19 protein-coding genes and 1 pseudogene are annotated in these 26,039 nt (G+C 71.4%); 11 read left to right on the top strand and 9 right to left on the bottom strand.

Going from position 1 to position 26,039, the window contains the following annotated elements:
• Positions 1–177 precede the first annotated feature (177 nt).
• The 4 genes from ACH4S7_RS14995 to ACH4S7_RS14980 all read left to right on the top strand — a co-directional run bounded on the left by ACH4S7_RS14995 (position 178) and on the right by ACH4S7_RS14980 (position 3,475).
• A complete protein-coding gene (locus ACH4S7_RS14995) occupies positions 178–696 on the top strand; it encodes a toxin-antitoxin system HicB family antitoxin (protein ID WP_398521579.1) in 519 nt (172 codons plus the stop codon).
• Positions 697–774: 78 nt separating this feature from the next.
• Positions 775–1,623, top strand: coding sequence for a DUF4097 family beta strand repeat-containing protein (locus ACH4S7_RS14990; RefSeq protein WP_398521578.1), 849 nt, complete (start codon positions 775–777; stop codon positions 1,621–1,623).
• Between the two features lie 83 nt (positions 1,624–1,706).
• Entirely contained in the window at positions 1,707–2,687 is a 981-nt protein-coding gene (locus ACH4S7_RS14985; RefSeq protein WP_398521577.1) for an ATP-binding cassette domain-containing protein, read from the top strand.
• On the top strand, positions 2,684–3,475 hold the full coding sequence (locus ACH4S7_RS14980; protein ID WP_398521576.1) for an ABC transporter permease: 792 nt from the start codon (positions 2,684–2,686) through the stop codon (positions 3,473–3,475). The genes ACH4S7_RS14985 and ACH4S7_RS14980 overlap by 4 nt, the downstream gene beginning before the upstream one ends.
• A 164-nt stretch (positions 3,476–3,639) precedes the next feature.
• Here the strand turns inward: ACH4S7_RS14980 and ACH4S7_RS14975 are convergent, their stop codons facing one another.
• From ACH4S7_RS14975 to ACH4S7_RS14965, 3 genes are all read right to left on the bottom strand, one after another.
• Positions 3,640–4,872: a serine hydrolase domain-containing protein gene (locus ACH4S7_RS14975; protein ID WP_398521575.1), complete on the bottom strand. Its 1,233-nt coding sequence runs from the start codon at positions 4,870–4,872 to the stop codon at positions 3,640–3,642.
• Positions 4,873–5,159: 287 nt separating this feature from the next.
• On the bottom strand, positions 5,160–6,878 hold the full coding sequence (locus ACH4S7_RS14970) for an FG-GAP repeat domain-containing protein (protein WP_398521574.1): 1,719 nt from the start codon (positions 6,876–6,878) through the stop codon (positions 5,160–5,162).
• Positions 6,879–6,974: 96 nt separating this feature from the next.
• Entirely contained in the window at positions 6,975–8,051 is a 1,077-nt protein-coding gene (locus tag ACH4S7_RS14965) for a protein kinase family protein (RefSeq protein ID WP_398521573.1), read from the bottom strand.
• A gap of 229 nt (positions 8,052–8,280) precedes the next feature.
• On the opposite strand from ACH4S7_RS14965, the gene ACH4S7_RS14960 reads away from it, so the two are divergent.
• Both ACH4S7_RS14960 and ACH4S7_RS14955 read left to right on the top strand, forming a co-directional pair.
• Positions 8,281–8,976: an endonuclease V gene (locus ACH4S7_RS14960; RefSeq protein WP_398521572.1), complete on the top strand. Its 696-nt coding sequence runs from the start codon at positions 8,281–8,283 to the stop codon at positions 8,974–8,976.
• A 68-nt stretch (positions 8,977–9,044) separates the two neighbouring features.
• Positions 9,045–9,548 carry an FBP domain-containing protein gene (locus ACH4S7_RS14955; RefSeq protein WP_398521571.1) on the top strand — a complete coding sequence of 168 codons (504 nt, stop codon included), beginning with the start codon at positions 9,045–9,047 and terminating at the stop codon, positions 9,546–9,548.
• A 79-nt stretch (positions 9,549–9,627) separates the two neighbouring features.
• On the opposite strand, the gene ACH4S7_RS14950 is transcribed toward ACH4S7_RS14955, so the two are convergent.
• Positions 9,628–10,836, bottom strand: a complete 1,209-nt coding sequence (locus tag ACH4S7_RS14950; RefSeq protein ID WP_398521570.1) for a saccharopine dehydrogenase family protein — start codon at positions 10,834–10,836, stop codon at positions 9,628–9,630.
• Positions 10,837–11,107: 271 nt separating this feature from the next.
• Here ACH4S7_RS14950 and ACH4S7_RS14945 point away from each other — a divergent pair, with 271 nt between their 5' ends.
• From ACH4S7_RS14945 to ACH4S7_RS14930, 4 genes are all read left to right on the top strand, one after another.
• Entirely contained in the window at positions 11,108–12,256 is a 1,149-nt protein-coding gene (locus tag ACH4S7_RS14945) for a CaiB/BaiF CoA transferase family protein (RefSeq protein ID WP_398521569.1), read from the top strand.
• A 104-nt stretch (positions 12,257–12,360) separates the two neighbouring features.
• Complete coding sequence (locus tag ACH4S7_RS14940; RefSeq protein WP_398521568.1) at positions 12,361–13,575, top strand: acetyl-CoA C-acetyltransferase; 1,215 nt, start codon at positions 12,361–12,363, stop codon at positions 13,573–13,575.
• A gap of 48 nt (positions 13,576–13,623) precedes the next feature.
• Positions 13,624–15,810, top strand: a complete 2,187-nt coding sequence (locus ACH4S7_RS14935) for a 3-hydroxyacyl-CoA dehydrogenase NAD-binding domain-containing protein (protein WP_398521567.1) — start codon at positions 13,624–13,626, stop codon at positions 15,808–15,810.
• 285 nt (positions 15,811–16,095) lie between these two features.
• Positions 16,096–17,304, top strand: a complete 1,209-nt coding sequence (locus ACH4S7_RS14930; protein WP_398521566.1) for a hypothetical protein — start codon at positions 16,096–16,098, stop codon at positions 17,302–17,304.
• A gap of 207 nt (positions 17,305–17,511) precedes the next feature.
• On the opposite strand, the pseudogene ACH4S7_RS14925 reads toward ACH4S7_RS14930, so the two are convergent.
• From ACH4S7_RS14925 to ACH4S7_RS14905, 5 genes and pseudogenes are all read right to left on the bottom strand, one after another.
• A pseudogene (locus ACH4S7_RS14925) lies at positions 17,512–18,237 on the bottom strand (MerR family transcriptional regulator); the annotation flags it as partial.
• Positions 18,238–18,590: 353 nt separating this feature from the next.
• Entirely contained in the window at positions 18,591–20,033 is a 1,443-nt protein-coding gene (locus ACH4S7_RS14920; protein WP_398521565.1) for an MFS transporter, read from the bottom strand.
• A gap of 460 nt (positions 20,034–20,493) precedes the next feature.
• Positions 20,494–21,558, bottom strand: coding sequence for a S1 family peptidase (locus ACH4S7_RS14915; RefSeq protein WP_398521564.1), 1,065 nt, complete (start codon positions 21,556–21,558; stop codon positions 20,494–20,496).
• A gap of 320 nt (positions 21,559–21,878) precedes the next feature.
• Entirely contained in the window at positions 21,879–22,862 is a 984-nt protein-coding gene (gene sph / locus ACH4S7_RS14910; RefSeq protein WP_398521563.1) for a sphingomyelin phosphodiesterase, read from the bottom strand.
• A 166-nt stretch (positions 22,863–23,028) separates the two neighbouring features.
• A complete protein-coding gene (locus ACH4S7_RS14905) occupies positions 23,029–23,976 on the bottom strand; it encodes a FadR/GntR family transcriptional regulator (RefSeq protein ID WP_398521562.1) in 948 nt (315 codons plus the stop codon).
• A 182-nt stretch (positions 23,977–24,158) separates the two neighbouring features.
• Here ACH4S7_RS14905 and ACH4S7_RS14900 point away from each other — a divergent pair, with 182 nt between their 5' ends.
• Positions 24,159–25,613 (top strand): NAD-dependent succinate-semialdehyde dehydrogenase, encoded by a 1,455-nt coding sequence (locus ACH4S7_RS14900; protein ID WP_398521561.1) that lies wholly within the window; start codon positions 24,159–24,161, stop codon positions 25,611–25,613.
• The last annotated feature ends 426 nt before the right edge of the window (positions 25,614–26,039 follow it).

The raw sequence follows: 26,039 nt of genomic DNA, 5'->3' as shown, positions 1-26,039 counted from the left end.
TGGCGCTATGTGGCGCCACGTGGTGCCAGGCGTGGCGCATGAGCTCCTGTGGCGCCATGGGTGTACGGCTGGGTGCCAGCACGTTTTCGCAGGTCAGGGGGGTTGTTTGGATATTCGCGACCCAGGGTGGCGCTGTGCGGCTTGCGCATGGCACCACTCTGGTGCCATGATGGCGCTATGGACCTCACGCCGTATATCGAAACCCTCCGCCGCGAACTCGCGGTGGCCGCCGAGGCCGGTGGCCACGAAGCCCGCGAGCTGGCAGCGAGGCTCACCGCTCCCCTGGAGTCGGCGACCCGGCTGGCCATGCTCAATGTGCTCTCCGCCGCGACGGACGAGATCACCCGTGAACTCGCCCCCGGATCGGTCGATGTACGGCTGCGCGGGCTCGACCCCGACTTCGTGGTGACGCTGCCGCCCACTGACGGCGGTGCCCCCGCGGAGCGGGACGCGCCCGTCGAACCGCTTAAGGCCCCGGCCCCGGCCGACGGTGACGAAGGTGGCACCGCCCGCGTCAACCTGCGGCTGCCGGCCCACCTCAAGGCGCGCGCCGAGGAGGCCGCGACCCGCGAGGGCCTGTCGGTCAACGCATGGCTGGTGCGCGCCGTGTCGGCCGCGGTCGACGGCGGTACCCGGCCGCGTGCGACGGACAAGACCCGGACCATCGGACAGAACTTCACGGGCTGGGTGCGCTGACCCGCACTCCCGAACGACGTCACCCACACCCGTCCCACCAGCAGGGACGGCCCACGGACCCATAAGGACGGGACAGCCATGCCTTCTTTCGACACTCCCGAAGCGATCTCGGTCACGGCGCATGTGGAGGCCGGTTCCATCCAGTTCACCGCGGGCGACCGCCGCGACACCGTCGTGGCGGTGCGGCCCCGCGACCCGAAGAAGGATCAGGACGTACGGGCGGTCGACCAGACCGAGGTCAGCTACGCAAGCGGTGTCCTGACCGTGCGGACGCCCAAGCAGCGCTATCTCGTCGGACGCGCCACCGGCACCGTCGATGTGACGGTCGAACTGCCCACGGGCTCGGGCATCAACGTGACCGGCGCCTGGGCCCAGGTGCTCGGTGAAGGGCGGCTCGGCGAGGTCCGCGTGAAGACCTCGTCCGGTGATGTCCGTCTCGACACCACCGGCCCGCTGCACCTGATCGCGTCGCACGGCTCGATTACCGTGGACCGGATCGAGGGACTGGCCGAGATCACCACCAGCTCCGGCAGTCTGCGCGTCGGCCTCGCCGACGGCCCCGCCGTCCTGAAGAACTCGCACGGCACCACGACCGTCGGAGTCGCGACCGGCGAGCTGCGGGTGAGCGGCGCCAACGGCGATATCGACATCGCGCGCGCCGAGGGCTCGGTGATCGCGACCACCGCCCACGGCACCCTGCGCGTCGCGGAAGTGGCCAACGGAACCGTCCAGTTGGAGACCTCCTACGGCGCCATCGAGGTCGGCGTCCGGGAGGGCACGGCCGCCTGGCTCGACGTCAGCTCGGGCTCCGGCCAGGTGCGGAACACGCTCGCCGCCTCCGAGGGTCCGGAGGAGATCGAGGACACCGTCAAGGTCCGGGCCCGCACCCGCCACGGCAACATCGACATCCGCCGCGCCAGGGTCTGACCCCGGAAGAGCCTGCCTCGCCCCACTCTCCCCCCCCAGCCACTTCAGCCTTCGAACGGGAGGGCTCCATGCCTTCATCTGTCATGCCCACGTCCAGGCGGGACGGTCACCCGTCACCCGCCGCCGTCTCCACCGTCGGACTGCGTAAGTCCTACGGCGACAAGACCGTCCTCGACGGCATCGACCTGAACATCCCGGCCGGGTCCGTCTTCGCGCTGCTCGGCCCGAACGGCGCCGGCAAGACCACCGCCGTCAAGATCCTCTCCACCCTCATCACCGCCGACGCCGGGCAGGCCCAGGTCGCGGGCCACGACATCACCACTTCACCGCACGGGGTACGTGCCGCGATCGGCGTCACCGGTCAGTTCTCCGCCGTCGACGGTCTGATCACCGGCGAGGAGAACATGCTCCTCATGGCCGACCTGCACCACCTGACGAAGCGCGAGGGACGCCGGGTCGCCGCCGAACTCCTGGACCGGTTCGACCTCACCGCGGCCGCGAAGAAGCCGGCCTCCACCTACTCGGGCGGCATGAAGCGCCGCCTCGACCTCGCCATGACCCTGGTCGGCAACCCGCGGATCATCTTCCTCGACGAGCCCACCACCGGCCTCGACCCCCGCAGCCGCCACGACATGTGGCAGATCATCCGCGAGCTGGTCTCCGACGGGGTGACCGTCTTCCTCACCACCCAGTACCTGGAAGAGGCCGATGAACTCGCCGACCGCATCGCCGTGCTCAACGACGGCAAAATCGCCGCCGAAGGCACCGCCGGCGAGCTGAAACGACTCATCCCCGGCGGGCACGTCCGGCTCCGCTTCACCGACCCGGCCGCCTACCGGTCCGCCGTCTCCGCCCTGCCCGCCACCACCCGCGACGACGAGGCACTGGCGCTCCAACTCCCCAGCGACGGCAGCCAGCGCGAGCTGCGGTCCATCCTCGACCGGTTGAAATCCGCCGGCATCGAGGCGGACGAACTGACCGTGCACACACCCGACCTCGACGATGTGTTCTTCGCCCTCACCACCGGCGCCGTCCCCCACCAGCCCAAGGAGAACCTTCGATGAGCGCCCTCGCCCTCGCCGTACGCGACTCGAACACCATGCTGCGCCGCAACCTCCTGCACGCACGGCGCTACCCGTCCCTGACGCTGAACCTGCTGCTCTCACCGGTCATCCTGCTGCTGCTCTTCGTCTACATCTTCGGAGATGTGATGAGTGCCGGCATCGGCGGTGGCGGCGCGGACCGTTCCGACTACATCGCCTACATCGTCCCGGGCATCCTGCTGCTGACCATCGGCAGCACCACGATCGGGACCGCGGTTTCCGTCTCCAACGATATGACCGAGGGCATCATCGCCCGCTTCCGCACCATGGCCATCCACCGCAGTTCGGTGCTGGTCGGGCACGTCGTCGGCAGCGTGCTCCAGTGTGTGATGAGCGTGGTCCTCGTCGGTGCCGTCGGCGTGGCGATCGGCTTCCGCGCCACGGACACCACCGCTCTGGAATGGGTGCTGGCCCTGGGGCTGTTGACGCTCGTCGCCCTGGCGCTCACCTGGATCGCGGTCGGCATGGGCCTGATCAGCCCGAACGCCGAGGCGGCAAGCAACAACGCGCTGCCGCTGATGGTTCTGCCGCTCATCTCCAGCGCCTTCATCCCGGTCGACACCATGCCCGGCTGGTTCCAGCCGATCGCCGAGTACCAGCCGTTCACCCCGGCCATTGAGACGCTGCGTGGACTGCTGCTCGGCAGCGAGATCGGCCACAACGGATGGCTCGCCACCGGGTGGTGCGTGGGTCTCGCGGTACTCGGCTACTTCTGGTCGACCTCGAAGTTCAACCACGACGCGAAATGAGCCGGGCGGGCTGCCTTCCGCAGCCCACCCCGTACGACCCGACGCCGGGCCCCACGGTCGCACTCGCGGCCACGGGACCCGGCGCCGTCATGTCACCAGGTCGTATCCCCGGGGCATGTCCCTGGGGCATGTCACCGAGTCATATCACCGGGACCTGGCATGGGTCAGTACTCGTCCCGCTGTGACGCCTCGGGCGCGGGCGCCTCGGGCGCCGTGCGGAGGGCGCCAGCCGCGGGCACCGGCGGCTTGCCGCAGAACGCCGGTTCGAGCGTCTCGCCGAGCGCGGTGTTGGCCGAGCCGCGGTTCGAGGTGTTGGCCAGGGCGGAGAGGGTGCGCTTGCCGTCGCGGGTGGCGAAGGCATAGGTGTAGAAGCCCTGGACGGTGCCGGTGTGACCGTAGACCGAGAGGCCGCAGGACAGGTCGTAGCGGCGCAGACCGAGTCCGTAGAAGCGGGTATTCGCGGCGTTCACCGGGGTCATGGTGAGCATCTCGTCCAGCATGGCGGGCCGCAGTATCCGGCCCCGGACCAGTCCGGACATAAAGGTGTTCAGATCGGCGGTGGTCGAGATCATCGCGCCGGCCGACTGGGCCCAGGAGAGCGTCTGCTCGGTGGAGTCGACCAACGGGAGGCTGCTCTGGTCCTCGTGGAGGTAGCCCCGTACGTGCAGCCCGGGAATCTGCGTACCGGGGTGCACATAGAAGGTGTTCCGCAGGCGCAGCGGCTTGATGATGCGGCGCTCGTACGCCTTGGCTACCGGACGTCCGGTGACCTTCTCGATGAGCATTCCGGCCACGGCGAAGTTGGCGTTCGAGTACTGGTACGCGACACCCGGCTGGCCCGTCCTCGGCTCCGCGAGCGAGAGGTCCACCAGCTCCTGGTACGAGAACACGCGGTTGCGCACGGCCTCGAACCCGGGAACGGTGTTGGCGAACATGGCGTTGGTGTAGTCCGCCAACCCGCTCCGGTGGGTCAGCAGATGACGCACGGTGATCCGCTCGTCGGGCAGCAGACCAGGCAGGTACTGGACCACCGGGGCGTCCAGGCTCACCCGGCCCTCGCCCACCAACTGGAGCAGGACGACGGCCGAGAACGTCTTGGTGACACTGCCTATGCGGAAGCGGGCCTGCGGGTCCATCGCCGCGCCCGTGACCTTGTCCCGTACGCCCAACGCCTCCGTCCGGACGCCGTCGGGACCGGAGACCCGGACCATGGCGCCCGGCGCTCCGGTGGTGAGGGTCTTCCGCAGGGCCGCGAGAACACCTTCCATATCGGGCGCGGTCTGCGCCGCCCGCACCACCGGGGTGGGGGCGGAAGGCGCGGCGTGGGCGGTCGCGGCCGGTACGACACCGGCGACCACCGCGAGGACGGTGGTACTCAGGGCAAGGCGACGTCTCAAGGTCAGGAGCACGTATTCCTCAACTCGTTCTGTGCGTAACGGGTGATGCCTGTGAGGCGGCCGGGGGCCACCTCATGCAGGAACATCATGCCGGGTTGGTGCTGGGACGGAGGCAACCGACGCGGCGAACAAGATGACATGGTCCCCGGCCGACACGCGTCCGCCCCGGAGTTCACTGAACTCCGGGGCGGACGCGTATTGCTAGGGGACGTGGCCCACGAACCGGTCGGGCCGGGTGTCCTGAGGGCCAGTTGTTCAGAACAGCAGGCTCTGGGACAGCGCGGGTCCTAGAACAGCAGGTTGTACCTCTTCCAGCCCGTGGCGACCTTCACGGGCGCCGCGTACTTCGCCGAGACGCCCGTGCCCTTGTAGTACCAGATGGCACCGGCGGCGTCCCGTGCCACCAGGTCCGCCTTGCCGTCCGAGTTCAGATCGCCCGGTGCCAGCACGGAGTTGTACTTCTGCCAGCCGGCGCCGGCCTGCACCGGCCTGTCGAACGGCTTCGCCGCCACGCCCGTGCCCCGGTAGAGCCACAGCTTGCCCGCCGTGTCCCGGGCCAGCAGGTCGGCCTTGTTGTCGCCGGTCACATCGGTCCCGCCGATCAGCGAGTTGTAGATGCTCCAGCCACCGCCGATCTTCACCCTGGTGCCGAAGGGCGCCGTGGCCTTACCCGTGCCGGGGTAGAGCCACATCGTGCCCCTCGTGTCCCGGGCCAGCAGGTCGGCCTTGTTGTCGCCGGTCAGATCCGACGCACCGGTCAGCGAGTTGAAGGCGTTCCAGCCGCCGCCGACCTTCAGCCGGTCCTTGTAGATGCCGCCGTCACCGGCCATCCGGTAGAACCACAGCACCCCGCTCTTGTCCCGGGCCACCGCGCCCGGACCGGTGCTCTGCACGGTCACCGGACCCAGCCGGGTCAGTGCCGAGTACTGGTTCCAGTTGAGGCTGTAGCCGATCGATCCGAACTCGGTGAGCGGCTTCGAGCCCTTGCCCGTGCCCCGGTAGTCGATCAGGTCGCCGTCGGCGGTGCGGCCCACCACCCGGAAGCGCTCGGTCACCGGGATGGAACTGCTGATCCCGAAGTTCGACGCCTTCTCCGGATTGCCCGTGCCGTAGTTGTACACCTCGTAGACGGCGGTGTTCCGCAGCCGCCACGCGGGCGCCGTCGACCTGGCCTTCAGCAGGTAGGTGACGGTGTAGTCGCCGGGCTTCTCGATATCGCAGTAGACCTCGCCGCCGTAGCCGATCTCACCGGTCACGTGGCCGCACTCGGCACCGGCCGCACCGGCCGCGTCGACACCGTCGACCCTGACCTTCAGCTCTCCCTCGTCCCAGTCCCGGAAGCCCGGCGCCTCGGTCAGGCTGAGCTGAAGCTTCCCCTTGTCGACCGCGTGCAGCCGCACGGTGTGCCGAACCGAGCCGCCGGCCGGCAGTGTCGCGGTCGACAGGGCCATGGTGTTCTGAGCGACATGTGCCTTGGTCTTCGCCGTGACCGTCGCGTGCGCGCGGCGCGGACCGATCTCCTTCGAGCCCGCGGTCTGCGCCTCCTTGATGCCCGCGTCGACGCTCGACCCACGCGGCACATAGACGAGGCTGTAGTAGGCCGTCGTGCCGTTCGCCGCGCTGCTCGTCGCCGTGACCTCGGGCCCCGGGCTGCCCCAGCCCTTCACCTTGCACAGATACACGCCGACGATGCCGATCTTCGGCCCGCAGTCGTCCGTCGGGTTCACCTTCAGCCCGGCCGGCACTCCGCCGCTGGACCACTTCGCGTCCGTGAGCGGCTTCTTGCTCAGCGCGTAGACGTATGTGCCGTCCCCCTCGCCGCTCTGCTGCCCCCCGGTGGACGGCGGCGACAGCTCGACCCGGCCCTCGCCCGGCATCAGGACCTTGTCCTCGACCGGATCGAAGGAGAACGTCGGATCCCCGGCCGCCACGGCCGTCCCCGACCCCACGACCCCACCGGTGGCGAGGAGCGCCGCCGTGATTCCGGCACCCAAAAGTCTTCGCAAAACTACCCCCATCAATCAACTGATCGGCGGACGCTAACACGCCGCGCTGACAGTCGACACGGCCAGGGCCCCCCGGCCGCGGCTGGCCAGTGTCCGTCAGTCCGTGGTGGAGTCGTACGTCCCACCGAGCCGGCGAATCTCCTCCAGCGGGTACGGGGTCTGCCTGCTCCGGCGCTGGAACTCGCGGTTGAAGTCGGACACCACCGCGGCGACCGGTGCGTGCCGAGCGAGCAACGCCGCGGCCCCCTGGGGGATTCCGGTGGGGCGCTCGCCCTCCGCGAAGGCGCGCACCAGCGCGTGGCGGGCCTCCCGGTCCGCCGACTGGTGCCCGTAGACGGCCGCGACCAGCCAATTCACCAGATACGCGGCGGTATAGGCGCGGTCGTAGATCTGATGCCGGTCGAAGAAGTCGGCCTCGTCCTGAGACAGTGCGAAGCCGGAGGACAGGGCGAGGCCGTAGTCCGCGAAGTAGAGGCGCCGGCCGTCGGTCAGGATGTTCTCGAAGTGTGTGTCGAGGTGCAGGAGCCCGTGGCCGTTCATGAAGGAGATGCCGGAGGCCAGTTCCCTCTCCACCATGGCGCAGGCCAGGTCAGTGGCCTCGCCGCCCGCTTCGATCCGGGTGCCCAGCCACTGGTGCAGGTTCTGCGGGAGGTACTCCAGGAACAGCGCGATGCTCGCCGATGACTGCTCAAGGCCCCGGATCCGGTTGCGCATCTGTGATCCGCCGCCCCAGTAGGCGACGGCCCGTTCGACGTCGGCCAACTCTTCGGGCAGGGGAGTCGAGTCCGGCAGTACCCGCCAGTGGTACATCAGCGGGAAGCCCTCGTGCTCCGCCGCGAGCACCCAGTTCGTCGTCATGGTGTGCACGGCGAGCTCTCGCCAGGCCCCGAAGCCCGGCCCGCCGATGGCGCCGACGCCGTAATGGCTGACGACGGGCAGATCGAACAGGTTCGCCGTGGACCGGAGGTGCTCGGGGCGCCTCTCCAGGTCGGTCAGGGGCACCCGCTTCACGAAGACCGGAGTTCCGGCGACCTCCAGCAGGGCCGACTTCCCGCCGATGCCGTGTCCGATCGGGACGGCCGTGTCCACCAGCTCGCGCAGGGCGTGATCACTGCACAGGGCCAGGGAGGTGGAGACGGCGCCATGCGCGGTCAGCCGCGCACCGCGCGACATGTCAGGGCACTGCACTGCGGACTCCACCGGGGTGCCGACCTCGAATCTGCAAGGGCCGCGCACTCCCCCCGCCGGGCGCGACGATGTGTGGCTCTGCGATCCGGCCTCCGGAACGGGCGGAGCGTCCGGTGTTCCCTGGGTGACGACAGGCCCGAGTGCCAGCCGCCGACCGCGATCCACCACACCCTATGTGCGGGTCGGCGATGGCGACAGGACCTAGTCTCCCCGTGTGACGATCATCGAAGTGCCCGCCGACTGGCCCGCCGACGAATCGGCGGCCCGCGCCGTCCAGGACGCGCTGCGGGCCCGGGTGGTTCTGGACGAGCCCGGGCCGGCGCCCGGAGCGGGGCGGGTGACGGGCGTCGACGTGGCCTATGACGACGAGCACGATGTCGTCGCCGCCGCGGCCGTCGTGCTCGACGCCCGGACCCTCGACGTCGTGGCCGAGGCCACCGCGATCGGCCGGGTCGCCTTCCCGTACGTCCCCGGCCTGCTGGCCTTCCGGGAGATCCCGGCCGTGCTCGCCGCGCTGGAGTCCCTCACCGTCGATCCCGGCCTCGTCGTCTGCGACGGCTACGGCCGCGCGCACCCCCGCCGCCTCGGACTCGCCAGCCACCTCGGTGTGCTGACCGGACTGCCGGTCATCGGGGTCGCCAAGAATCCCTTCCTCTTCTCGCACGGTGACCTCGGTCCGCGCCGGGGCGAGTCCGCCGCGCTCCGCGCCGACGACGGCGATGAGGTCGGCCGGGCGCTGCGCACCCAGGAGGGCGTGAAGCCGGTGTACGTCTCGGTCGGTCACCGCGTCACCCTCGACAACGCCTGCGCCCACACCCTCGCCCTGACGCCCCACTACCGGCTCCCCGAGACCACCCGCCGCGCCGACCGGCTCTGCCGCACGGCGCTCGCGGCGGTCGCCGGCCGCTGACCGGCGAGAGGTGGGGTCCGTGAATATCGGGATGCGGGCCGCTCGGTACGGCGCATACAGTCGCCGCCGTGGAACCGCTCAGTGAGAAACAGATCCGCTCGTCCTTCGTGAACTGCACCAAGGGCGAGGCGACGCGGCTTCGGCTGCCGCTCGACTTCGCCGACCTGCCCTGGGAGGACCTGGACTTCCTGGGGTGGGTGGATCCGGGAGCGCCGCTGCGGGCACATCTCGTGCTGCCCCGGGCGGCGGGCCCGCTCGGGATCTCCCTGCGGGTGCCCGCCGTGAACCGCACCAGCGCGGTGAAGTCCAGCCTCTGCCAGATCTGTCTGACGGGGCACGCCTCCTCCGGAGTCACCCTGCTCGCCGCCCCCTTGGCGGGCGCCCGGGGCCGGGAGGGCAACACCGTCGGTGTCTATCTCTGCGCGGACCTCGGCTGTTCCCTCTATCTGCGGGGTAAGCGGCAGCCGGTGCTGCGCACTGGGCAGTACAAGGAGTCGCTGACGTTGGACGAGCGCGTCGCGCGCATGTCCGGCAATCTGGACGCCTTCGTGGCCAAGGTCACCGCGGGTTGAGCCCGGAGACCCAGGTGCTGTCCGGGACGGTCGCGCGCCGGGGGCCCAGGGGCCCGGGATCCTCGGGATTCTTCAGGGGCTACCGTCGCGCGGCCACCCGGAAGCGGATGCCCGCCTCCTGGAGCCGTGCCAGCAGCGCGTCCCCCATCGCGACCACCGACGTCACCTGACCGGAGGTCTCCGGCAGTGCGTCGAACGCCAAGCACATCGCCGACTCGGCGAGGATCTTCGCCGTCTCGTCGTAGCCCGGATCCCCGCCCGACACCTCCGTGTACACCGTCCGGCCGCCGCCCTCGCCCACGAACCGCGACGAGAACCAGCTCCGCGCCCGGCGCGCCTCATCGGGCCCCTCGCCCGGTTTGCGCAGCTCCGAGAACCAGCGGCGGGCGGCCGGCACCTGGGCCAGCCCCAACAGCGCGCCCACGGCCGCCGCCCCGCCGAGCGCCATCGGCAGCGTCCGGACCGCCGCGTAGTGCCGGTAGCGGAAGTCCGGTCCGTACCGGGGCAGCGCCCGCGCCGACTTGGCGACGATCCGCGCGTCGAGCAGCGGCAGCGGCAGGGCCCAGGAGTCCGTCTCCCGGCTGTACCGCGGCCCGCCGATCGGCGACCGGGCCCGCCGACCCACCAGCCGTGGTTCATGCAGCCCGCGCTCGCGTGCCGCCCGCAGGGACTGCCGCCCCCGGCCCATCACATTCAGCGCGGAGGCGAAGGTACCGCCCGAAAAGGTGCCGTTAGAGCTGACGAATCCGTCCACGTCGATCGGCACCCCCTCGGGGAGCTGCCGGACGGTGAAGTAGACGCCCAGATCGTGCGGTACGCAGTCATAGCCGCAGGCGTGCACCAGCCGCGCCCCGGTCTCGCGGGCCCGCGCGTCATGGCGTACGTACGTCAGGTCCACGAACTCCTGCTCGCCGGTGAGATCGACATAGTCGGTCCCGGCCTCGGCGCAGGCGGCGACCAGTGGTTCCCCGTACCAGAGATAGGGGCCGACGGTGGTGGCCACCACGGCGGTGGATCCGGCGAGCGCGCGCAGCGCCTCCGGATCGTCGGCCGACGCCTCGATCAGCGGGAGTTCCACCAGGTCGGGCCGGCCGGGTAGGTCGGCGACCAGGCGCTCCCGGAGCCGTTCCAGCTTCGCCCGGCTGCGGCCGGCGACGGCCCAGCGGCAGCCGTCGGGCGCGTGGGCCGCGAAGTACCGGGCGGTGAGCGCCCCGACGAAGCCCGTCGCCCCGAAGAGCACGATGTCGTACGGGCGCTCAGCGCGACCGGTCCCGTCCTGCCTGTCCACTGGTCCTCCGCCGCCTCGCCACGATCCACTCCGTGATCTCGTGGTTTCGTGGTTTCGTGGTGTGGACCCTAGCGCGCCCGGCCGCCAGGAAGAAGACATGTTCCCGTCGGTAACGCGATGGTCGCGCGGCTGGGGGCGCACGCGGATACGGCCGGCCCAGCGGTCCGGTGAATCCCGGTGACCGCTCGCGGGAAACCCTTGTGCGCGGTGGAACACGTTCTTACCATCGCTGGTGTTACATCAGTTGTGTCATACAAAGGCTGGGGACTCGATGACGGCTACCTCGACGGCGGCGACGACACGGAACGGCCCGCTCACGGGGGTGCGCGTGGTCGAGCTGGCGGGCATCGGGCCCGGCCCGTTCGCCGCCATGACCCTGGCCGACCTCGGCGCTGACGTCGTACGGATCGACCGGCCGGGCGGCGCCGGACTCGCCATCGACCCCGCTTACGACCTCACCAACCGCAACAAGCGCTCCGTGCTCATCGACCTCAAGGCGCCCGACGGACCCGCCCGGGTGCTCGACCTGGTCGAGCGCGCCGACATCCTGATCGAGGGGTACCGCCCCGGTGTCGCGGAGCGGATCGGGGTGGGACCGGATGTCTGTCTGGCCCGCAACCCCCGGCTGGTGTACGGGCGGATGACGGGCTGGGGCCAGCAGGGGCCGCTCGCCGACCGCGCCGGGCACGACGTCGGGTATCTGGCAGTCACCGGCACCCTCGGCATGATCGGCAAGCCCGATGAGCCGCCCACCGTCCCCGCCAACCTCGTCGGTGACTATGCGGGCGGCTCGCTCTATCTGGTCATCGGAGTCCTCGCCGCCCTCCAGCACGCCCGGAGCGAGGGCGGCGCGGGTCAGGTGGTGGACGCGGCCATCGTGGACGGCGCGGCCCATCTCGCCACGATGATCCACGGCATGATGGCCGCCGGCGGCTGGCAGGACCGGCGCGGCGCCAATCTCCTCGACGGTGGCTGCCCCTTCTACGGCTGCTACGAGACCTCCGACGGCGAGTACATGGCCGTCGGAGCGCTGGAGCAGCGGTTCTACGACGAGTTCACCGAGCTGCTCGGGTTCGGTGACGAGGCGCCCGCGCGCAAGGAGTTCGACCGCTGGGACGAGCTGCGCGCCGCCGTGGCGGCCCGTTTCCTGACCCGTACCCGAGCGGAGTGGACCGCCGTCTTCGACGGTTCGGACGCCTGTGTGGCGCCCGTTCTCTCGCTCCGCGAGGCGCCGGCGCATCCCCATCTCGCGGCCCGTGCCACCTTCGTCGATCACGGCGGCATCACCCAGCCGGCGCCCGCGCCCCGGTTCTCGGCGACGCCCGGAGCGGTCCGCACCGGTCCGGCGATGCCCGGCGCGGACACCGCCGCCGTGGCGCGCGACTGGGCGGTGCCCGGACTGACCGGCGACGGCGCATGACGTCCCGTACGGCCGGCGCCTGACCCCTGGCACTCCCGGCCCGTACCCCCCCCGGCCCGTACCCCCTGGTTCCGTACCCTCGACACCCTCGGAAGGCCGTCGCCTTGAGCACCGAAGCGTATGTGTACGACGCGATCCGCACCCCGCGCGGACGCGGCAAGGCCAACGGTGCCCTGCACGGCACCAAGCCGATCGATCTCGTCGTCGGGCTGATCCACGAGATCCGGGCCCGCTTCCCCGGCCTCGACCCGGCCGCCGTGGACGATATCGTCCTCGGCGTCGTCGGCCCGGTCGGCGATCAGGGCTCCGACATCGCCCGGATCGCCGCCATCGCGGCCGGGCTGCCGGACAGCGTCGCCGGCGTCCAGGAGAACCGCTTCTGCGCCTCCGGTCTGGAAGCCGTCAACATGGCGGCGATGAAGGTCCGTTCCGGCTGGGAGGACCTGGTGCTGGCCGGGGGCGTGGAGTCGATGTCACGGGTGCCGATGGCCTCCGACGGCGGCGCCTGGTTCGCCGACCCGATGACCAACTTCTCCGTCGGCTTCGTCCCCCAGGGCATCGGCGCCGACCTCATCGCCACCATCGAGGGCTTCACCCGGCGCGATGTGGACGAGTACGCGGCGCTCTCCCAGGAACGCGCCGCCGCCGCGTGGAAGGACGGCCGCTTCACCCGCTCCGTCGTCCCCGTCCGCGACCGCAACGGCCTGACCGTCCTCGACCACGACGAACACCTGCGCCCCGGCACCACCGCCGACTCCCTCGCCGCCCTCAAACCGTCCTTCGCGGGCATCGGCGACCTGGGCGGCTTCGACGCGGTGGCCCTCCAGAAGTACCACTGGATCGAGGCGATCGACCACGTCCACCACGCGGGCAACTCCTCCGGCATCGTGGACGGCGCCGCACTCGTCGCCGTCGGCTCGCGGGAGATCGGCGAGCGGTACGGACTCACCCCGCGCGCCCGGATCGTCTCCGCCGCCGTCTCCGGCTCCGAGCCGACCATCATGCTCACCGGCCCCGCGCCCGCCACCCGCAAGGCGCTGGCCAAGGCCGGACTGACGATCGGCGATATCGACCTCATCGAGATCAACGAGGCGTTCGCGGGCGTCGTCCTGCGCTTCGCCCGCGATCTGGACGTCCCGCTGGACCGGATCAATGTCAACGGCGGGGCCATTGCCCTGGGACACCCGCTCGGTGCGACCGGCGCGATGATCCTGGGCACCCTCATCGACGAACTGGAGCGCCGGGACGAGCGGTACGGACTCGCCACGCTCTGCGTCGGCGGCGGCATGGGGATCGCGACGGTGATCGAACGTGTCTGAAGCGTGTCGCGAAAGTCCCGCCGCCACCACCTCCCTGGAGACCACACGATGACCGAGCGCGCCACGATCCGCTGGGAACAGGACGACACCGGCGTCGTCACCCTCGTCCTCGACGACCCCGAGCAGTCCGCCAACACCATGAACCAGGGGTTCCGCGACTCCCTCGCCGCCGTCGCCGACCGGGCCGAGGTCGAACGGGACACCATCCGGGGCATCGTCATCACCTCCGCCAAGAAGACGTTCTTCGCCGGCGGCGACCTGAAGGACTTGATCAGGCTCCGCCCCGAGCACGCCCAGCGGGCGTTCGACGCCGGGATGGAGATCAAGCGGGCGCTGCGCCGGATCGAGACGCTCGGTAGGCCCGTCGTGGCCGCGATCAACGGAACCGCGCTCGGTGGTGGGTACGAGATCGCCCTCGCCTGCCACCACCGGATCGCCCTCGACACCCCCGGTTCCAGGATCGGACTGCCCGAGGTCACCCTCGGGCTGCTGCCCGCCGGCGGCGGGGTGACCCGCACCGTACGGCTGCTCGGCATCGCCGACGCGCTGCTCAAGGTGCTGCTCCAGGGCGCTCAGTACAGCCCCGCCCGCGCCCTGGAGAACGGGCTGATCCACGAGGTGGCCGCCACCACCGAGGAGATGCTCGACCGGGCGCGCGCCTATATCGACGCGCACCCCGAGTCCCGGCAGCCGTGGGACGTCCCCGGCTACAAGATCCCCGGTGGCACCCCGGCGAGCCCCCGGTTCGCCGCCAACCTGCCCGCCTTCCCGGCCAACCTGCGGAAGCAGACCGGGGGTGCGCCCTACCCCGCCCCGCGCAACATCCTCGCGGCGGCCGTCGAGGGCTCCCAGGTCGACTTCGAGACCGCCCAGACCATCGAGGCCCGGTACTTCACCGAACTGGTCACCGGACAGACCGCCAAGAACATGATCCAGGCGTTCTTCTTCGACCTCCAGGCGGTGAACTCGGGCGCCAGCCGGCCCCCGGGCGTCGAGCGGCGTCCCGTCCGCAAGGTCGCCGTCCTCGGCGCCGGGATGATGGGCGCGGGCATCGCGTACTCCTGCGCCCGTGCCGGTATCGACGTCGTCCTCAAGGACGTGTCCGGCGACGCGGCGCTCCGCGGGCGTGCGTACTCCGAGAAACTGCTGGCCAAGGCGGTCGCCAGGGGCCGTATGACGGAAGCGGCCGGCGCCGCGGTGCTGGCGCGGGTCACGGCCACCGCCGACCCCGCGGACCTCGCGGGCTGTGACGCGGTGATCGAAGCGGTCTTCGAGGACACCACCCTCAAACAGAAGGTGTTCCAGGAGATCCAGGGCATCGTGACACCGGACGCACTGCTCTGCTCCAACACCTCCACCTTGCCGATCACCCTGCTCGCCGAGGGTGTCCAGCGGCCCGCCGACTTCGTCGGGCTGCACTTCTTCTCGCCCGTCGACAAGATGCCGCTGGTCGAGATCGTCAGGGGGGAACGCACTGGCGACGAGGCCCTCGCCCGCGCCTTCGATCTGGTGCGGCAGATCAACAAGACGCCGATCGTGGTGAACGACTCGCGCGGTTTCTTCACCTCCCGTGTCATCGGACGGTTCATCAACGAGGGTGTCGCGATGGTCGGCGAGGGCGTCGACCCGGCTTCGGTGGAACAGGCCGCGGCCCAGGCCGGCTACCCGGCCAAGGTGCTCTCCCTGATGGACGAGCTGACGCTCACCCTGCCGCGCCGGATCCGCGACGAGACCCGGCGCGCGGTCGAGGCGGCCGGCGGGAGCTGGACCGAGCACCCCGCCGACGCCGTCATCGACCGGATGGTGGACGAGTTCGGGCGCCCGGGGCGCAGTGGGGGAGCGGGCTTCTACGAGTACGGGGAGGACGGCTCCAGGACCGGTCTCTGGCCGGGGCTGCGGGAGCACTTCACCCGGGCGGACGTCGATGTGCCGTTCACCGACATGCGTGAGCGGATGCTGTTCTCCGAGGCCCTGGACAGTGTGCGCTGTCTGGAGGAGAACGTCCTGACGTCGGTCGCCGACGCCAACATCGGCTCGATCATGGGCATCGGTTTCCCCGCCTGGACCGGCGGAGTGCTCCAGTACATCAACGGGTACGAGGGCGGGCTGCCGGGCTTCGTCGCGCGCGCCCGTGAGTTGGCGGAGCGGTACGGGGAGCGGTTCGAGCCCCCGGCGTCGCTGGTGGCGAAGGCCGAGAGGGGGGAGTGGGAGCGGTTCGGCGACGCCTCGGCGTGAGCCCGGTCCGGCTCGGTCGGGGTCCGGACCGGTCCCGGGCCCCATCGGCTCCGGTCCGGACCGGTTCGCCGGTCCCGCTCCGCGCCTCGTGCTGGATCACGTGATGCCCCGTGCTGGATCACGTAATACGGAACCGCCTTTCGGCGTCGGACAGTCACTGGTGACGCACCGCACCGACAACGCGACCCCCTCCGGTGGGACCGTCGCGGCTGCCGGAGCGTGTGGCCGGGCCGTACCAGCGGTCCGGAGCGTCCCTTCCCGTCGTCTGTCCGAAAGGCTGACTCTGTGAAAGCGACCAGCACCGTTCGTCCCCGTTCCGTCCGCACCGTGCTCGTGGTGTGCGCCGCCCTGACCGTGGCCGCGAGTACGACGCAGGCGTTCGCCGCCCCCTCGCCCGCGGCCGGCAGGGGGGTCACCTGGACCAGTTCGATGGTGACCCCGTCCGACGCCTCCATACTCGGCACCACCCGGCTCGACGCCCACACCACCTGGGCGTCGGGTATGCGTCTCGTCCGCGAGAGCGGCCGCTGGCACTTCGCCCCGACGGTCTGGGAGCGGGACGAGCGGAAGGGCACCGGCTGGAAGCAGTTGGCCACCGCGCCCGCGGCGGAGGCCGCGGACATCCGCTTCAACGACATCGACGCGTCATCACCGCGCTCCGCGCTGGTGGTCGGCGACCAGCCCGAGCGCGTCTCCGGCATCGTCACCCAGAGCTGGGACGGCGACGCGTGGACGAGCGCGCTGGCGCCCGTCCCGGCCGGTAGTGTCGGCGGGGGATTCCTCAGCGTCGACGCGCGGACCGCGCGTGACGCGTGGGCGGCCGGCTGGTTCCAGGTCCCCGTCAGCGCGAACGACACCCGTCATGTGGGGCAGCTCCAGCACTGGGACGGCACCCGGTGGACCCAGGCCGACCTGCCGGACGTGGGGGAGGGGCCGACGGGCGGCTGGACGCTGGCGAGCGTCGCCGTACGGGACCGCGACGACGTGTGGGCCGTCGGCGGCACCTTCAGTTCAGCGGGGGCCAAGCCGGTGCTGCTCCACTTCGATGGTGTCCGCTGGACCAAGGCCACCGCGCCCGATCTCGGTGATGTACGGGCCAGGTTGAACGGTGTCGCGGCCGGTCCTGACGGCGCGGTCTGGGCGGTCGGGGAGACCGTCGGGGCCGACCGGGTGTCCCGGGGACTGGTGTTGCGCTACGACGGGACCACCTGGTCCCGGGTGCCGCTGCCGGAGGGCACCGGGCCGCTCCAGTCGGTGGCCGTCAGCGGCGCTGCCCCGGTGGTCCTGGTCCGGGAGAACGAGGGTGCGGCACCCGCGGTCCTGCGGCGCACCGGAGGCACCTGGACATCGCTGGGTATGCCCACGGGCGGCGGTGGGGTGACGGACGTGTGGGACATCTCCGCGTACGGCCGGACCGTCGATGTCACCGCCTGGCTCCCGCGCGGTGCCAACGACCTGGTGGGGGCCGGGATGGTGCTGACCGCGCGGCGCTGAGCCGGGTCCGTGCGACCGCCACCCACCGGTGCGGTCGCGTGGACCGGGTGCTGACCGCCCGCTGACCGGTCACCTGTCGGTGTCGGCCGCCCCGGGACCCTTCCGTTCCGGGGCGGCCGACCCGGACTCCGTCGCCCGTGCCGCACCGTCCGCGGCCCCCGGCGCGTCTGCCTCCGCCGTCGTTCGTGGGGCCGTCTCCGTCGAATCCTCCGTGCCGAACGCGGCCCGCAGCTCCTCCTTCAGTGACCGCTGAAAGGTGGTGACCAGGGCCTGCACCACCATCGGCTGCATCTGTGCGGAGAGCGACCTCAGCGCCGCCACCTCGTCCGGATCCGGCTCCCGCTCCCGGTGGGGGTGCCACACCTCGTCACGGAAGAGTCGGGTGAGTTCGTGCGCCGCCGAGCGGGTGTGTGCCACCAGCACCGCGCGGGCGGCCAGGATCGTCTCGTACGCGATCGGCATGTCCAGCAACTGCATGCCCAGCCGCAACAGACCGGGGTCGGTCCGGAAGCTCCCGGGAGTCTCCGCGCGCCGCAGGGCGCCCATCGCCGTGAGCCGGTCGATGTCCGCCTCGTCCAAGGCCCGGCCCGCCCGGCGCGCCAACTCACCACGGGTCGTCTCCTCGGACGAGCCCGGGGCCCAGGAGGCGACGAGGGCCCGGTGGAGCGCGAGATCATGGGCGGTCAGATCGTCGGGCAGCCCGTCCAGATAGCGTTCGATCGCGGCGAGCGTCATGCCCTGGTGCTGAAGGTCCTCGATGAGGGCCAGCCGGGAGAGGTGGCGGGGACCGTACCGGCCCACCCGGCGTGGGCCGATGACCGGGGGCGGCAGCAGCCCCCGGGTGCTGTAGAAGCGGACGGTCCGCACCGTCACCCCGGCGCGGGCGGCCAGTTCGTCGACGGTGAACGTCGGCTCGTCGGTCCCGGTCGCCATCTGCCGCGCCTCGCCTTCCGCTTCCCGTACCCCGCTCGTCCCGGTCCCGCACACCCGTGCGGACCGCCCGTGCGGATCGTCCGCGCGGTGCAACAGTATTGCTGTCTCACCGGCGCTGTGAAAGCGGTCGGGCGGCAGTGGCGAGGGACCGGCACCTTGGTGCGGTCCGCCTGGTCGACGGCGAGTTCCGTGGTGGTCCCCCCGCCGGCCGTGCTCGGTGCGCGTGCACGAGTCCTTCCGTTCCGGTGTCGCCCTCCCGTTCCGGTGTCGCACACGCCCCTGTGTCGCCCGGCAGGGGTTTCCCTGTCAGGCGACACAGGCGTTACCGGCGAGCGATAGTGCCCGGAGGGGGGTCAGACCGCGTTCGCCTTGGCGGGCCGCTCCTCCGCGTGCGCGGGTGCGGGGGCGGTGCGCAGGGTGAGCAGCGACGCGATCGCGCCGACCGCCGCGAGGGCCGCCGCGCCGAGGAAGGCGGCGGAGAACCCGTTGGTGAGTGCGTCGGGGTTGCCGAGCTCGTGGGCGCCGTACGCCGCGGACACGGCCGTCATCGCGGCCAGTCCGAGAGCGGAGCCGACCTGGTAGCTGGTGTTGACGATGCCGGAGGCCAGGCCGCCTTCCTCGGGGCGCGCGCTGGACAGCGCGGTGCCGAGGGAGGGGATGAACGCCAGCGACATACCGGCCGCGGCCAGCAGGGAGGCGGGCAGGACGTCGACCCAGAAGCTGCCGTCGGCCCGGGCGAAGGACAGCCACAGCATGCCCGCCGCGAGGGCCAGCAGACCGGTGACGATCAGCGGCTTGGATCCGAAGCGGGCCATCAGACGGGGTGCCAGGACGATCATCATGATCATGATGGCGACCGTCATGGGCAGCAGGGCAGCGCCGGAGGCGAACGCGCCCAGTCCCAGGACCTGCTGGAGGTAGAGGTTGAGGAAGAACCACATCGGGATCCAGGCCGCGGCCATCAGCAACTGTGCGATGTTCGCGCCGGCCAGGTTGGGGGCCCGCCAGATGCCCAGCCGCATCAGCGGCTCGCGACGCTTGGACTGGATGGCGATGAACGCGGCGATCAGAGCCACGCCGGCCACCAGCACGAGCCAGGTCTCGGCCGAGCCCCAGCCGGTTTCGGGGGCGCGGACGATCGCGTAGACGGCGGTGGCCAGTCCCAGCGTGACGGTGGCCGCTCCCGCGAGGTCGACGGAGCCGCGGCGAATCGGGGCCGTGGGCATGACACCCGGGGTGATGGCCAGGACGATCAGGGCGATCGGGATGTTGATGTAGAAGACCCAGGGCCAACTCGCGTACTCGGTGATGACGCCGCCGAGGAAGACGCCGGCGGTGCCGCCGGCCGGGGCCGCGGCGCCGTAGAGGGCCAGCGCCTTGGTCAGCTCCTTGGGGCGGGAGCCGAAGAGCATCATCAGCAGGGTCAGGGCGGCCGGGGCGATCAGTGCGGCACCGACGCCCTGGAGGGCGCGGCCGGTCAGTTCGACCCAGACCTCGGAGGCGATGCCGGCGACCAGGGATCCCCCGGCCATCACGGTCCAACCGGCGACGAAGATCCGCTTGGCGCCGAACAGGTCGGACAGCCGTCCGCCGAGCAGGAGAAGCCCGCCGAAGGCGATGACATAGGCGTTGAACACCCAGGACAGGCCCTCCGGAGAGAAGCCCAGGTCAACCTGCATCTTGGGGAGGGCCACGCCGATGATGGACGTGTCCATGATGACCGTGAACTGGGCCAGGGCGATGAGGAAGAGCGCCGTCCAGCGGCGTGGATTTGGTGGGGTGGTCGGGGTTGACATAGCTATCTCCTATACCGGAGGGGGGTATCTTCCCCTCGGCTCAGCAATATACCCCCCTCCGGTATTCCGACCTGCATTGATCCTGGTCATCAGTGGCTCCGTTCTGGTCTGGCCGCGCCTGCGAGGTGGTGGTGTCGCTGGGTGGTCGCGCTTCTCCGTCGGGTGCGGGTAAGCGCTTTCTTTTCTGCGCTGAAAGACCGCGAGGCGGCGGGTAACTCCGGTACTGGGCAAGGTGGTTGCGACATCGTCGCCCGGGGTGTGTGAGCGGGAACCGCATGGGTCCGACCGTCGCCGACCGCGACAGTCCTTCCTCGCCCGGCCGGCGCTCGGGCGCGCGAAAAGTGAGGGGAAGAAGTGCTGAGGGAGAGGCTCCGACCCGGACCAGCACGCCGGGGGCGTGCCCATTCCTCGTGGGCACGCCCCCGGCCGACCGTCCGGAGCGGGTCAGTACACGGTCGCGTCAGTACACGGTCACGCCGTACACACCCAGCGCCTCGGTCACCGGCTGGTGCAGGGCCGATCCATTGGTGCCGTTACAGCCCGAGCTGCCCGAGTGGATGCCCAGCGCGGTCGAGCCGGAGAAGTGCGCGCCGCCGCTGTCGCCGCCGGCGGAGCAGGCGGTCGTCCGTACCAACTGGTCGACCGGTCCGTCGCTGTAGTTCACCGTGACGTTCACGGCGGTGACACTGCCGCTGGTCAGTTTGGTGGTCGAGCCGCTCTTCTTGATCGCCTGGCCGACGATCGCGTCCCCGGCTGCGGTGATGTCCTGGTAGGTGCCGTCGTACAGGTTGACCGTGCCCTCCGGCTGCGAGAGGTCGGTGTACCGGATGAGGCCGTAGTCGTTGGTCGGGTAGCTGGTGCCCTCGCGCGTGCCGACCTCGGAACCACCGCTCGTGGTCGACCAGCTCGTCGCGAGGTTGGTGCAGTGCCCGGCGGTCAGGAAGTAGCGGACTCCCTCCTTGACCGTGTTGAAGGCGGCCGAGCAGCGGTAGCCGCCGCCGTAGATGGCGTCACCGCCGGAGACCTCCTTGGTGAAGACCCCGGGCACCCGGGTGATCCGCGCCGCCTCGCCCAGCTCCGACACCACTGTCTTCAGCAGTGTCATGGAGGCTTCCGAGACCGATGCGTCGGCCTCCACGGCGACCTGGTTCGTCGAGGTGTCGATGCCCCAGGAGGTGCCGGTGATCCGCGCCCGCTGCCGGAGGGTCTCCATGGCCGCTTCGAGCTGGTCCGTGCTGCGCTTGACGAGCTGGGCACGGGCCCCCGCCGCCTGGACCTTCTCCGCGGCGGCCGTGTCCGTGACATTGACGACCAGCTCGCCGGTCCGGGAGTCGAGATAGGAGCCGGCCGACTGGCTGCCGAGCGTGCGCTGGAGCTTGGCGTCGAGGGCGTACTGCTCGGGGGAGGCGCTGACGCCGGGCCGTGGCTCCGGCTCGGCCGCCGCGGCGGTGGAGGTGCTCAGCCCGACGGCGGGCACGGTGAGTAGTACGGAAAGGAAGATGCGCGCGCGCAGCGTGCGTCTCATGGGGCTTCTCCTTGTGCTGAGGTCCCGTGGGGGACCGCCTGAGCAGCACTCTGGAGCGGGCCGGTGAGGGGCGCTCGGTGGACCGGACGTGGTCGACACCGGTGCGGCGGGGTGCCTGCCGCCTTCCGGGTGACCGCCCCTCACGGTGCGTCAGTGGGTGTTCCGCGCGGCGGAGTCCGCGAGCCGGGTCGACGCACCGGACGGCGGTGGGGCGGGGGGCCGACGGGCCGGACCGCGCCCGCCGCCATCCGGGTGCGGTGCCACCGGTGGCCGGGGGTACGCCCAGGAAGGTGAGAGCCCCCCGGCGCGCCGTGGGGGTACTACCGCCCCGACGCGATGACCGGGTAGTGGTCGGAGAGGTTGGTGTACGTGTGGCGCGTGCCCCAACTGGAGACCGTCCAGGGGGCTGTCTCCTCCTTGACCACCTCGTTGGTCCAGCCGGCCGGCCGGGCGTGCCCCGCGCGGTGCAGGACGTGGTCGAGGTTCTCGCTCGGCAGCCCCGGGTACCGCTCGGCGGTGATCGAGTTCCGCTCGGTGTCGAAGGAGTACGGATGCCCGGCGCGGGCGTCGGCGTCGACCAGCCCGGCGTCGCCGAGCATCGCCGCGTACTCCGGCGTCCACGAGTCCACGTTCAGGTCGCCCGCCACCATGACCTGCTCGGACGCCGGGATGTTCTTGGCGTCCAGGAAGGCGTCCAGCTCCGTGAACTGCTGGGCCCGGGTCCGTGCGGCCTGTCCGGTGGCGCAGCCGGGGTCGGTGGACTGGGCGTGGGTGCCGACGACGTGTGTCCGGACGCCGTTCACGTCGAGCACGGCGTAGACGAAGCCCTTGTTGGACCACCAGTCCCCGCCGCACGCCTCCTTGTAGACGTACTGCTCCTTACGGATGATCGGCCACTTGCTGAGGACGGCGACCCCGCCGTCCTCGGGCGTCGTGGCGGAGTACGAACCGCCCGTCGCGTCCCAGCCGCTGGTGCTCCGGCCCAGTACGGGGGTCTGGTGCGGGTACCGGTCGGCGGCGTTCCGCTTCAGCGCGTCGGAGGAGGCGTTGTCGAACGCCTCCTGGACCACCACGACGTCATGCCCCTGGAAGAAGGGGGCGGCGGGTATCGCGGCGGCCCGGTGGGCCTGTCCCCAGTGGGGATAGAGGGTGGAGGAGAAGAGGAAGGCGTTGTACGAGAGGACCCGCAGCGGCGGGGGTGCCGCCGCCGCGGTCGCGGTGGGCGCCGTGCCGCCCAGGAGGGCGGCGGCGAGTGCGGTGGCGAGGGCGGCGCCGGGGAGGGGCCGGAGCGGGGACCGTGACATGAGGACTCCTGACTCGGGTGGGGAGGAGTTGCGTGATCATCACATCAGTTCCGGTTACCAACTGGTAACCAGTTGGTGCCCACTTTCTTGCCGAAGCCTCACGATCGCCCCAACTCCGCGCCGCGACCGTCCCGCACGCCCGGTCACCGGTCGGCGCGGAGGCGGATCAGCGGGTTCCGATGTTCGCCATCACCGTGTCGTGGTGCCGGCGGACGGCCAGCAGGGCGGCCGGTTCATCGGCGGCCTCGATCGCGGCCATGATCGGTTCATGGACGGCGAGCAGCTTCTCCGCCTCCCCGGGGGCCAGCCAGGGCGGCACGCTCTGCGACCTGATCCAGGGCTCGTACTCGTACCGGATGACCGCCGTGTGCACCGACTCGTAGATCGACGCGAGGAACGGATTGCCCGAGCGGCGGACGATCGTGGCGTGGAAGACGGTGTCGGCGGCGATCCAGGCGGAGACGTTGCCCGCGCTCTCCCGCAGCCGCGCGAAGGCGGCCCGTACGTCGGCGGGGTCGGGGGCGGTGCCGTCGGCGGCGGCGCGTACGGCCTCCTGGACGCCGGTGGTCTCCAGCCAGAGCCGTAGCCGGGCCAGATGGGGGATCGACTCCCGGTCCAGGTCGAGCATCAGCCCCACGGTCGCGGTCATCACCCGGTCCGGACGGTGCACGACGTAGGCGCCCGAGCCGGGCCGGATCTCGACCAGGCCCATCAGGGAGAGGGTGCGCAGGGCCTGACTGACGGTCGGGCGGCTGGTGCCGAAGCGGGCGGCCAGCTCACGCTCGGCGGGTAGCCGGGTGTCCTCGGCGAGGTCCTCCGTGACGATGAAGTCCCGGATCTGGTCCGCGACGCGGTCGGAGAGCCGCTGGACGGTGAGCGGGTGGGCGGGCCGCAGATCCACGGGTGGCGCCCCGGTGCGCGGGCGTCGGGGGGCGCGGGCGGTGGTACCGGAGTCGACCGAGGTCCGGCGGTCCGTGGCATCGGAGTCGACCGAGGTCCGGCGGTCCGTGGCATCGGCACGGCGGTCGCCAAACCCGCCGGTCCGTGGCCGGGGGTCCAGGGGGCGGTCCGTGTCCGGTGCCCCGCCCCGTTCGGTCTCGTCGGTCCCTGTCACGGCCGTGCCTCCCTCTGCCGGTCCCCCCGGCGGCCACGTCACTGTGCCATATCCGGCGCCCGGCCATGGACCGGATGCCACCCACCATGCCAGAATTGGCTAATTGGCTAAGCCAATTCTTCCAGGTGGCCAGGGAGCCCTTCCCCGGTGCCGAGGGAGCAGCCCGCAAAGGAGCGAGCACGATGAAGCCGCGCGAAGCCCTGGACCAGTGCCCCACCGAACTCCTCGTCGACGGCGTCTGGCGCCCCGCGTCCGACGCCCGCCGCATCACCGTCCACGACCCCGCGACCACGGAGGCCGTCGCCGATGTCGCGTCCGCGTCCGAGAGCGACGCCCGCGCCGCCGTGGACGCCGCCGCCGCGGCCCTGCCCGGATGGGCCGCCACCCCCGCCCGGGAGCGGTCCGCCGTACTCCGCCGCGCCCATGAGTTGATGACCGGACGCGCCGAACTCCTCGCCACGCTCATCAGTCTGGAGAACGGCAAGGCGCTCTCCGACGCCCGCGCCGAAGTCGCCTACGCTGCCGAATTCCTCCGCTGGTACTCCGAGGAGGCCGTCCGCCTCGCCGGCACCGTCCAGCACGCCCCGGCCGGTGGCTACCGCATCCTCGTCGACCGCGCCCCCATCGGCGTCGCCGTCCTGGTGACCCCCTGGAACTACCCCGCCGCCATGGCCACCCGCAAAATCGGCCCCGCCCTCGCCGCGGGCTGCTCCGTCGTCCTGAAGCCGGCCAGCGACACCCCGTTGACCGCGCTGGCCGTCGGCGCCCTGCTGACGGAGGCCGGAGCGCCCGCCGGCGTGGTCAACGTGGTGCCGGCAGATCGCTCAGGGGCCGTCGTCACCGCCATGCTCGACCACCCCGCCGTACGGAAGCTCTCCTTCACCGGTTCCACCGAAGTCGGCAGGCAACTGCTCCGGGGCGCCGCCGACCGGGTGCTCAGCACCTCCATGGAACTCGGTGGCAACGCCCCCTTCCTCGTCCTGGCCGATGCCGACCTCGACGCCGCCGTCGAGGGCGCCCTGCTGGCCAAGATGCGCAACGGCGGGGAGGCATGCACCGCGGCCAATCGCTTCTACGTCCATGACTCCGTGGCCGAGGAGTTCGCGGTCCGGCTCGCCGCCGCGATGGGCGCCCTACGGGTCGGGCCGGGACTCGACCCGGAGACCGAGGTCGGACCGCTGGTGAACGCCGCCGCGCTGGCCAAGGTCGAGGAGCTCGTCCAGGACGCGGTGGCGCGCGGCGCCCGGGTGCGGACCGGTGGCCGCGCCCCGGACCGTACCGGCCACTACTACGAGCCCACGGTCCTCGACCGAGTGGCGCCCGGCTCCGCGGTGCTGACGGAGGAGATCTTCGGCCCGGTGGCCCCGCTGGTCCGGTTCGAGGACGAGGCTGATGCCGTCCGGCTCGCCAACGCCACCGAGTACGGGCTGGTCTCGTACGTCTACACCCGCGATCTGCGCCGGGGGCTGTCCGTCGCCGGGGCCCTGGAGAGCGGGATGGTCGGCCTCAACCGAGGGCTTGTCTCCGACCCGGCAGCGCCCTTCGGCGGGGTCAAGCAGAGCGGGCTCGGCCGGGAGGGCGGGCACGAGGGCATCCTTGAGTACACCGAGACGAAGTACATCGCCACGGATTGGTAAGCCGCCCGGGAGCGCACACGGCGAAGACCGCCGTGTGCGCGCCGACGCAGGACAGGGAGCGAGTGGCGCGCACACGGCGGCGTCAGGGGTCCCCCGGCAGGGGGACCGGCACCGCATCGGGCCGGCGGTTCGTCAGGAGAGCGTCACCGGACCGGAATCCCCGAGCCCGGTCCGCCCCGAGCCCGGCCCGAGACTCGAAAACCGAAGCCCTGGCCCGAAACCCGGAGCCGGCACCGGATTCCAGCGCCCGAACGGGAGCCCGGACCGAAGCCCGGAGCCCCCGCCCGGACCGAAGCCCGAAGCCCGGAGCCCCGCCCGGACCCGAACCGGGAGCCCGGAGCCCCGCCCGGACCCGAACCGGGAGCCCGGAGCCCCGCCCGGACCCGAACCGGGAGCCCGGAGCCCCGCCCGGACCCGAACCGGGAG

This window comes from Streptomyces sp. NPDC020965 (genome assembly GCF_044333555.1).
GTDB lineage: Bacteria > Actinomycetota > Actinomycetes > Streptomycetales > Streptomycetaceae > Streptomyces.
Note: the sequence above shows the minus strand (reverse complement) of the source record. Positions and strands in the feature narration are given on the sequence as shown.

Bases quoted from the DNA above. Each gene is read 5' to 3' on its own strand.
- ACH4S7_RS14945 (WP_398521569.1), top strand. From the start codon at position 11,108: ATGACGGCTACCTCGACGGCGGCGACGACACGGAACGGCCCGCTCACG.
- ACH4S7_RS14965 (WP_398521573.1), bottom strand. From the start codon at position 8,051: ATGTCGCGCGGTGCGCGGCTGACCGCGCATGGCGCCGTCTCCACCTCC.
- ACH4S7_RS14995 (WP_398521579.1), top strand. From the start codon at position 178: ATGGACCTCACGCCGTATATCGAAACCCTCCGCCGCGAACTCGCGGTG.
- ACH4S7_RS14990 (WP_398521578.1), top strand. From the start codon at position 775: ATGCCTTCTTTCGACACTCCCGAAGCGATCTCGGTCACGGCGCATGTG.
- sph (WP_398521563.1), bottom strand. From the start codon at position 22,862: ATGTCACGGTCCCCGCTCCGGCCCCTCCCCGGCGCCGCCCTCGCCACC.
- ACH4S7_RS14935 (WP_398521567.1), top strand. From the start codon at position 13,624: ATGACCGAGCGCGCCACGATCCGCTGGGAACAGGACGACACCGGCGTC.
- ACH4S7_RS14900 (WP_398521561.1), top strand. From the start codon at position 24,159: ATGAAGCCGCGCGAAGCCCTGGACCAGTGCCCCACCGAACTCCTCGTC.
- ACH4S7_RS14980 (WP_398521576.1), top strand. From the start codon at position 2,684: ATGAGCGCCCTCGCCCTCGCCGTACGCGACTCGAACACCATGCTGCGC.
- ACH4S7_RS14985 (WP_398521577.1), top strand. From the start codon at position 1,707: ATGCCCACGTCCAGGCGGGACGGTCACCCGTCACCCGCCGCCGTCTCC.
- ACH4S7_RS14920 (WP_398521565.1), bottom strand. From the start codon at position 20,033: ATGTCAACCCCGACCACCCCACCAAATCCACGCCGCTGGACGGCGCTC.
- ACH4S7_RS14915 (WP_398521564.1), bottom strand. From the start codon at position 21,558: ATGAGACGCACGCTGCGCGCGCGCATCTTCCTTTCCGTACTACTCACC.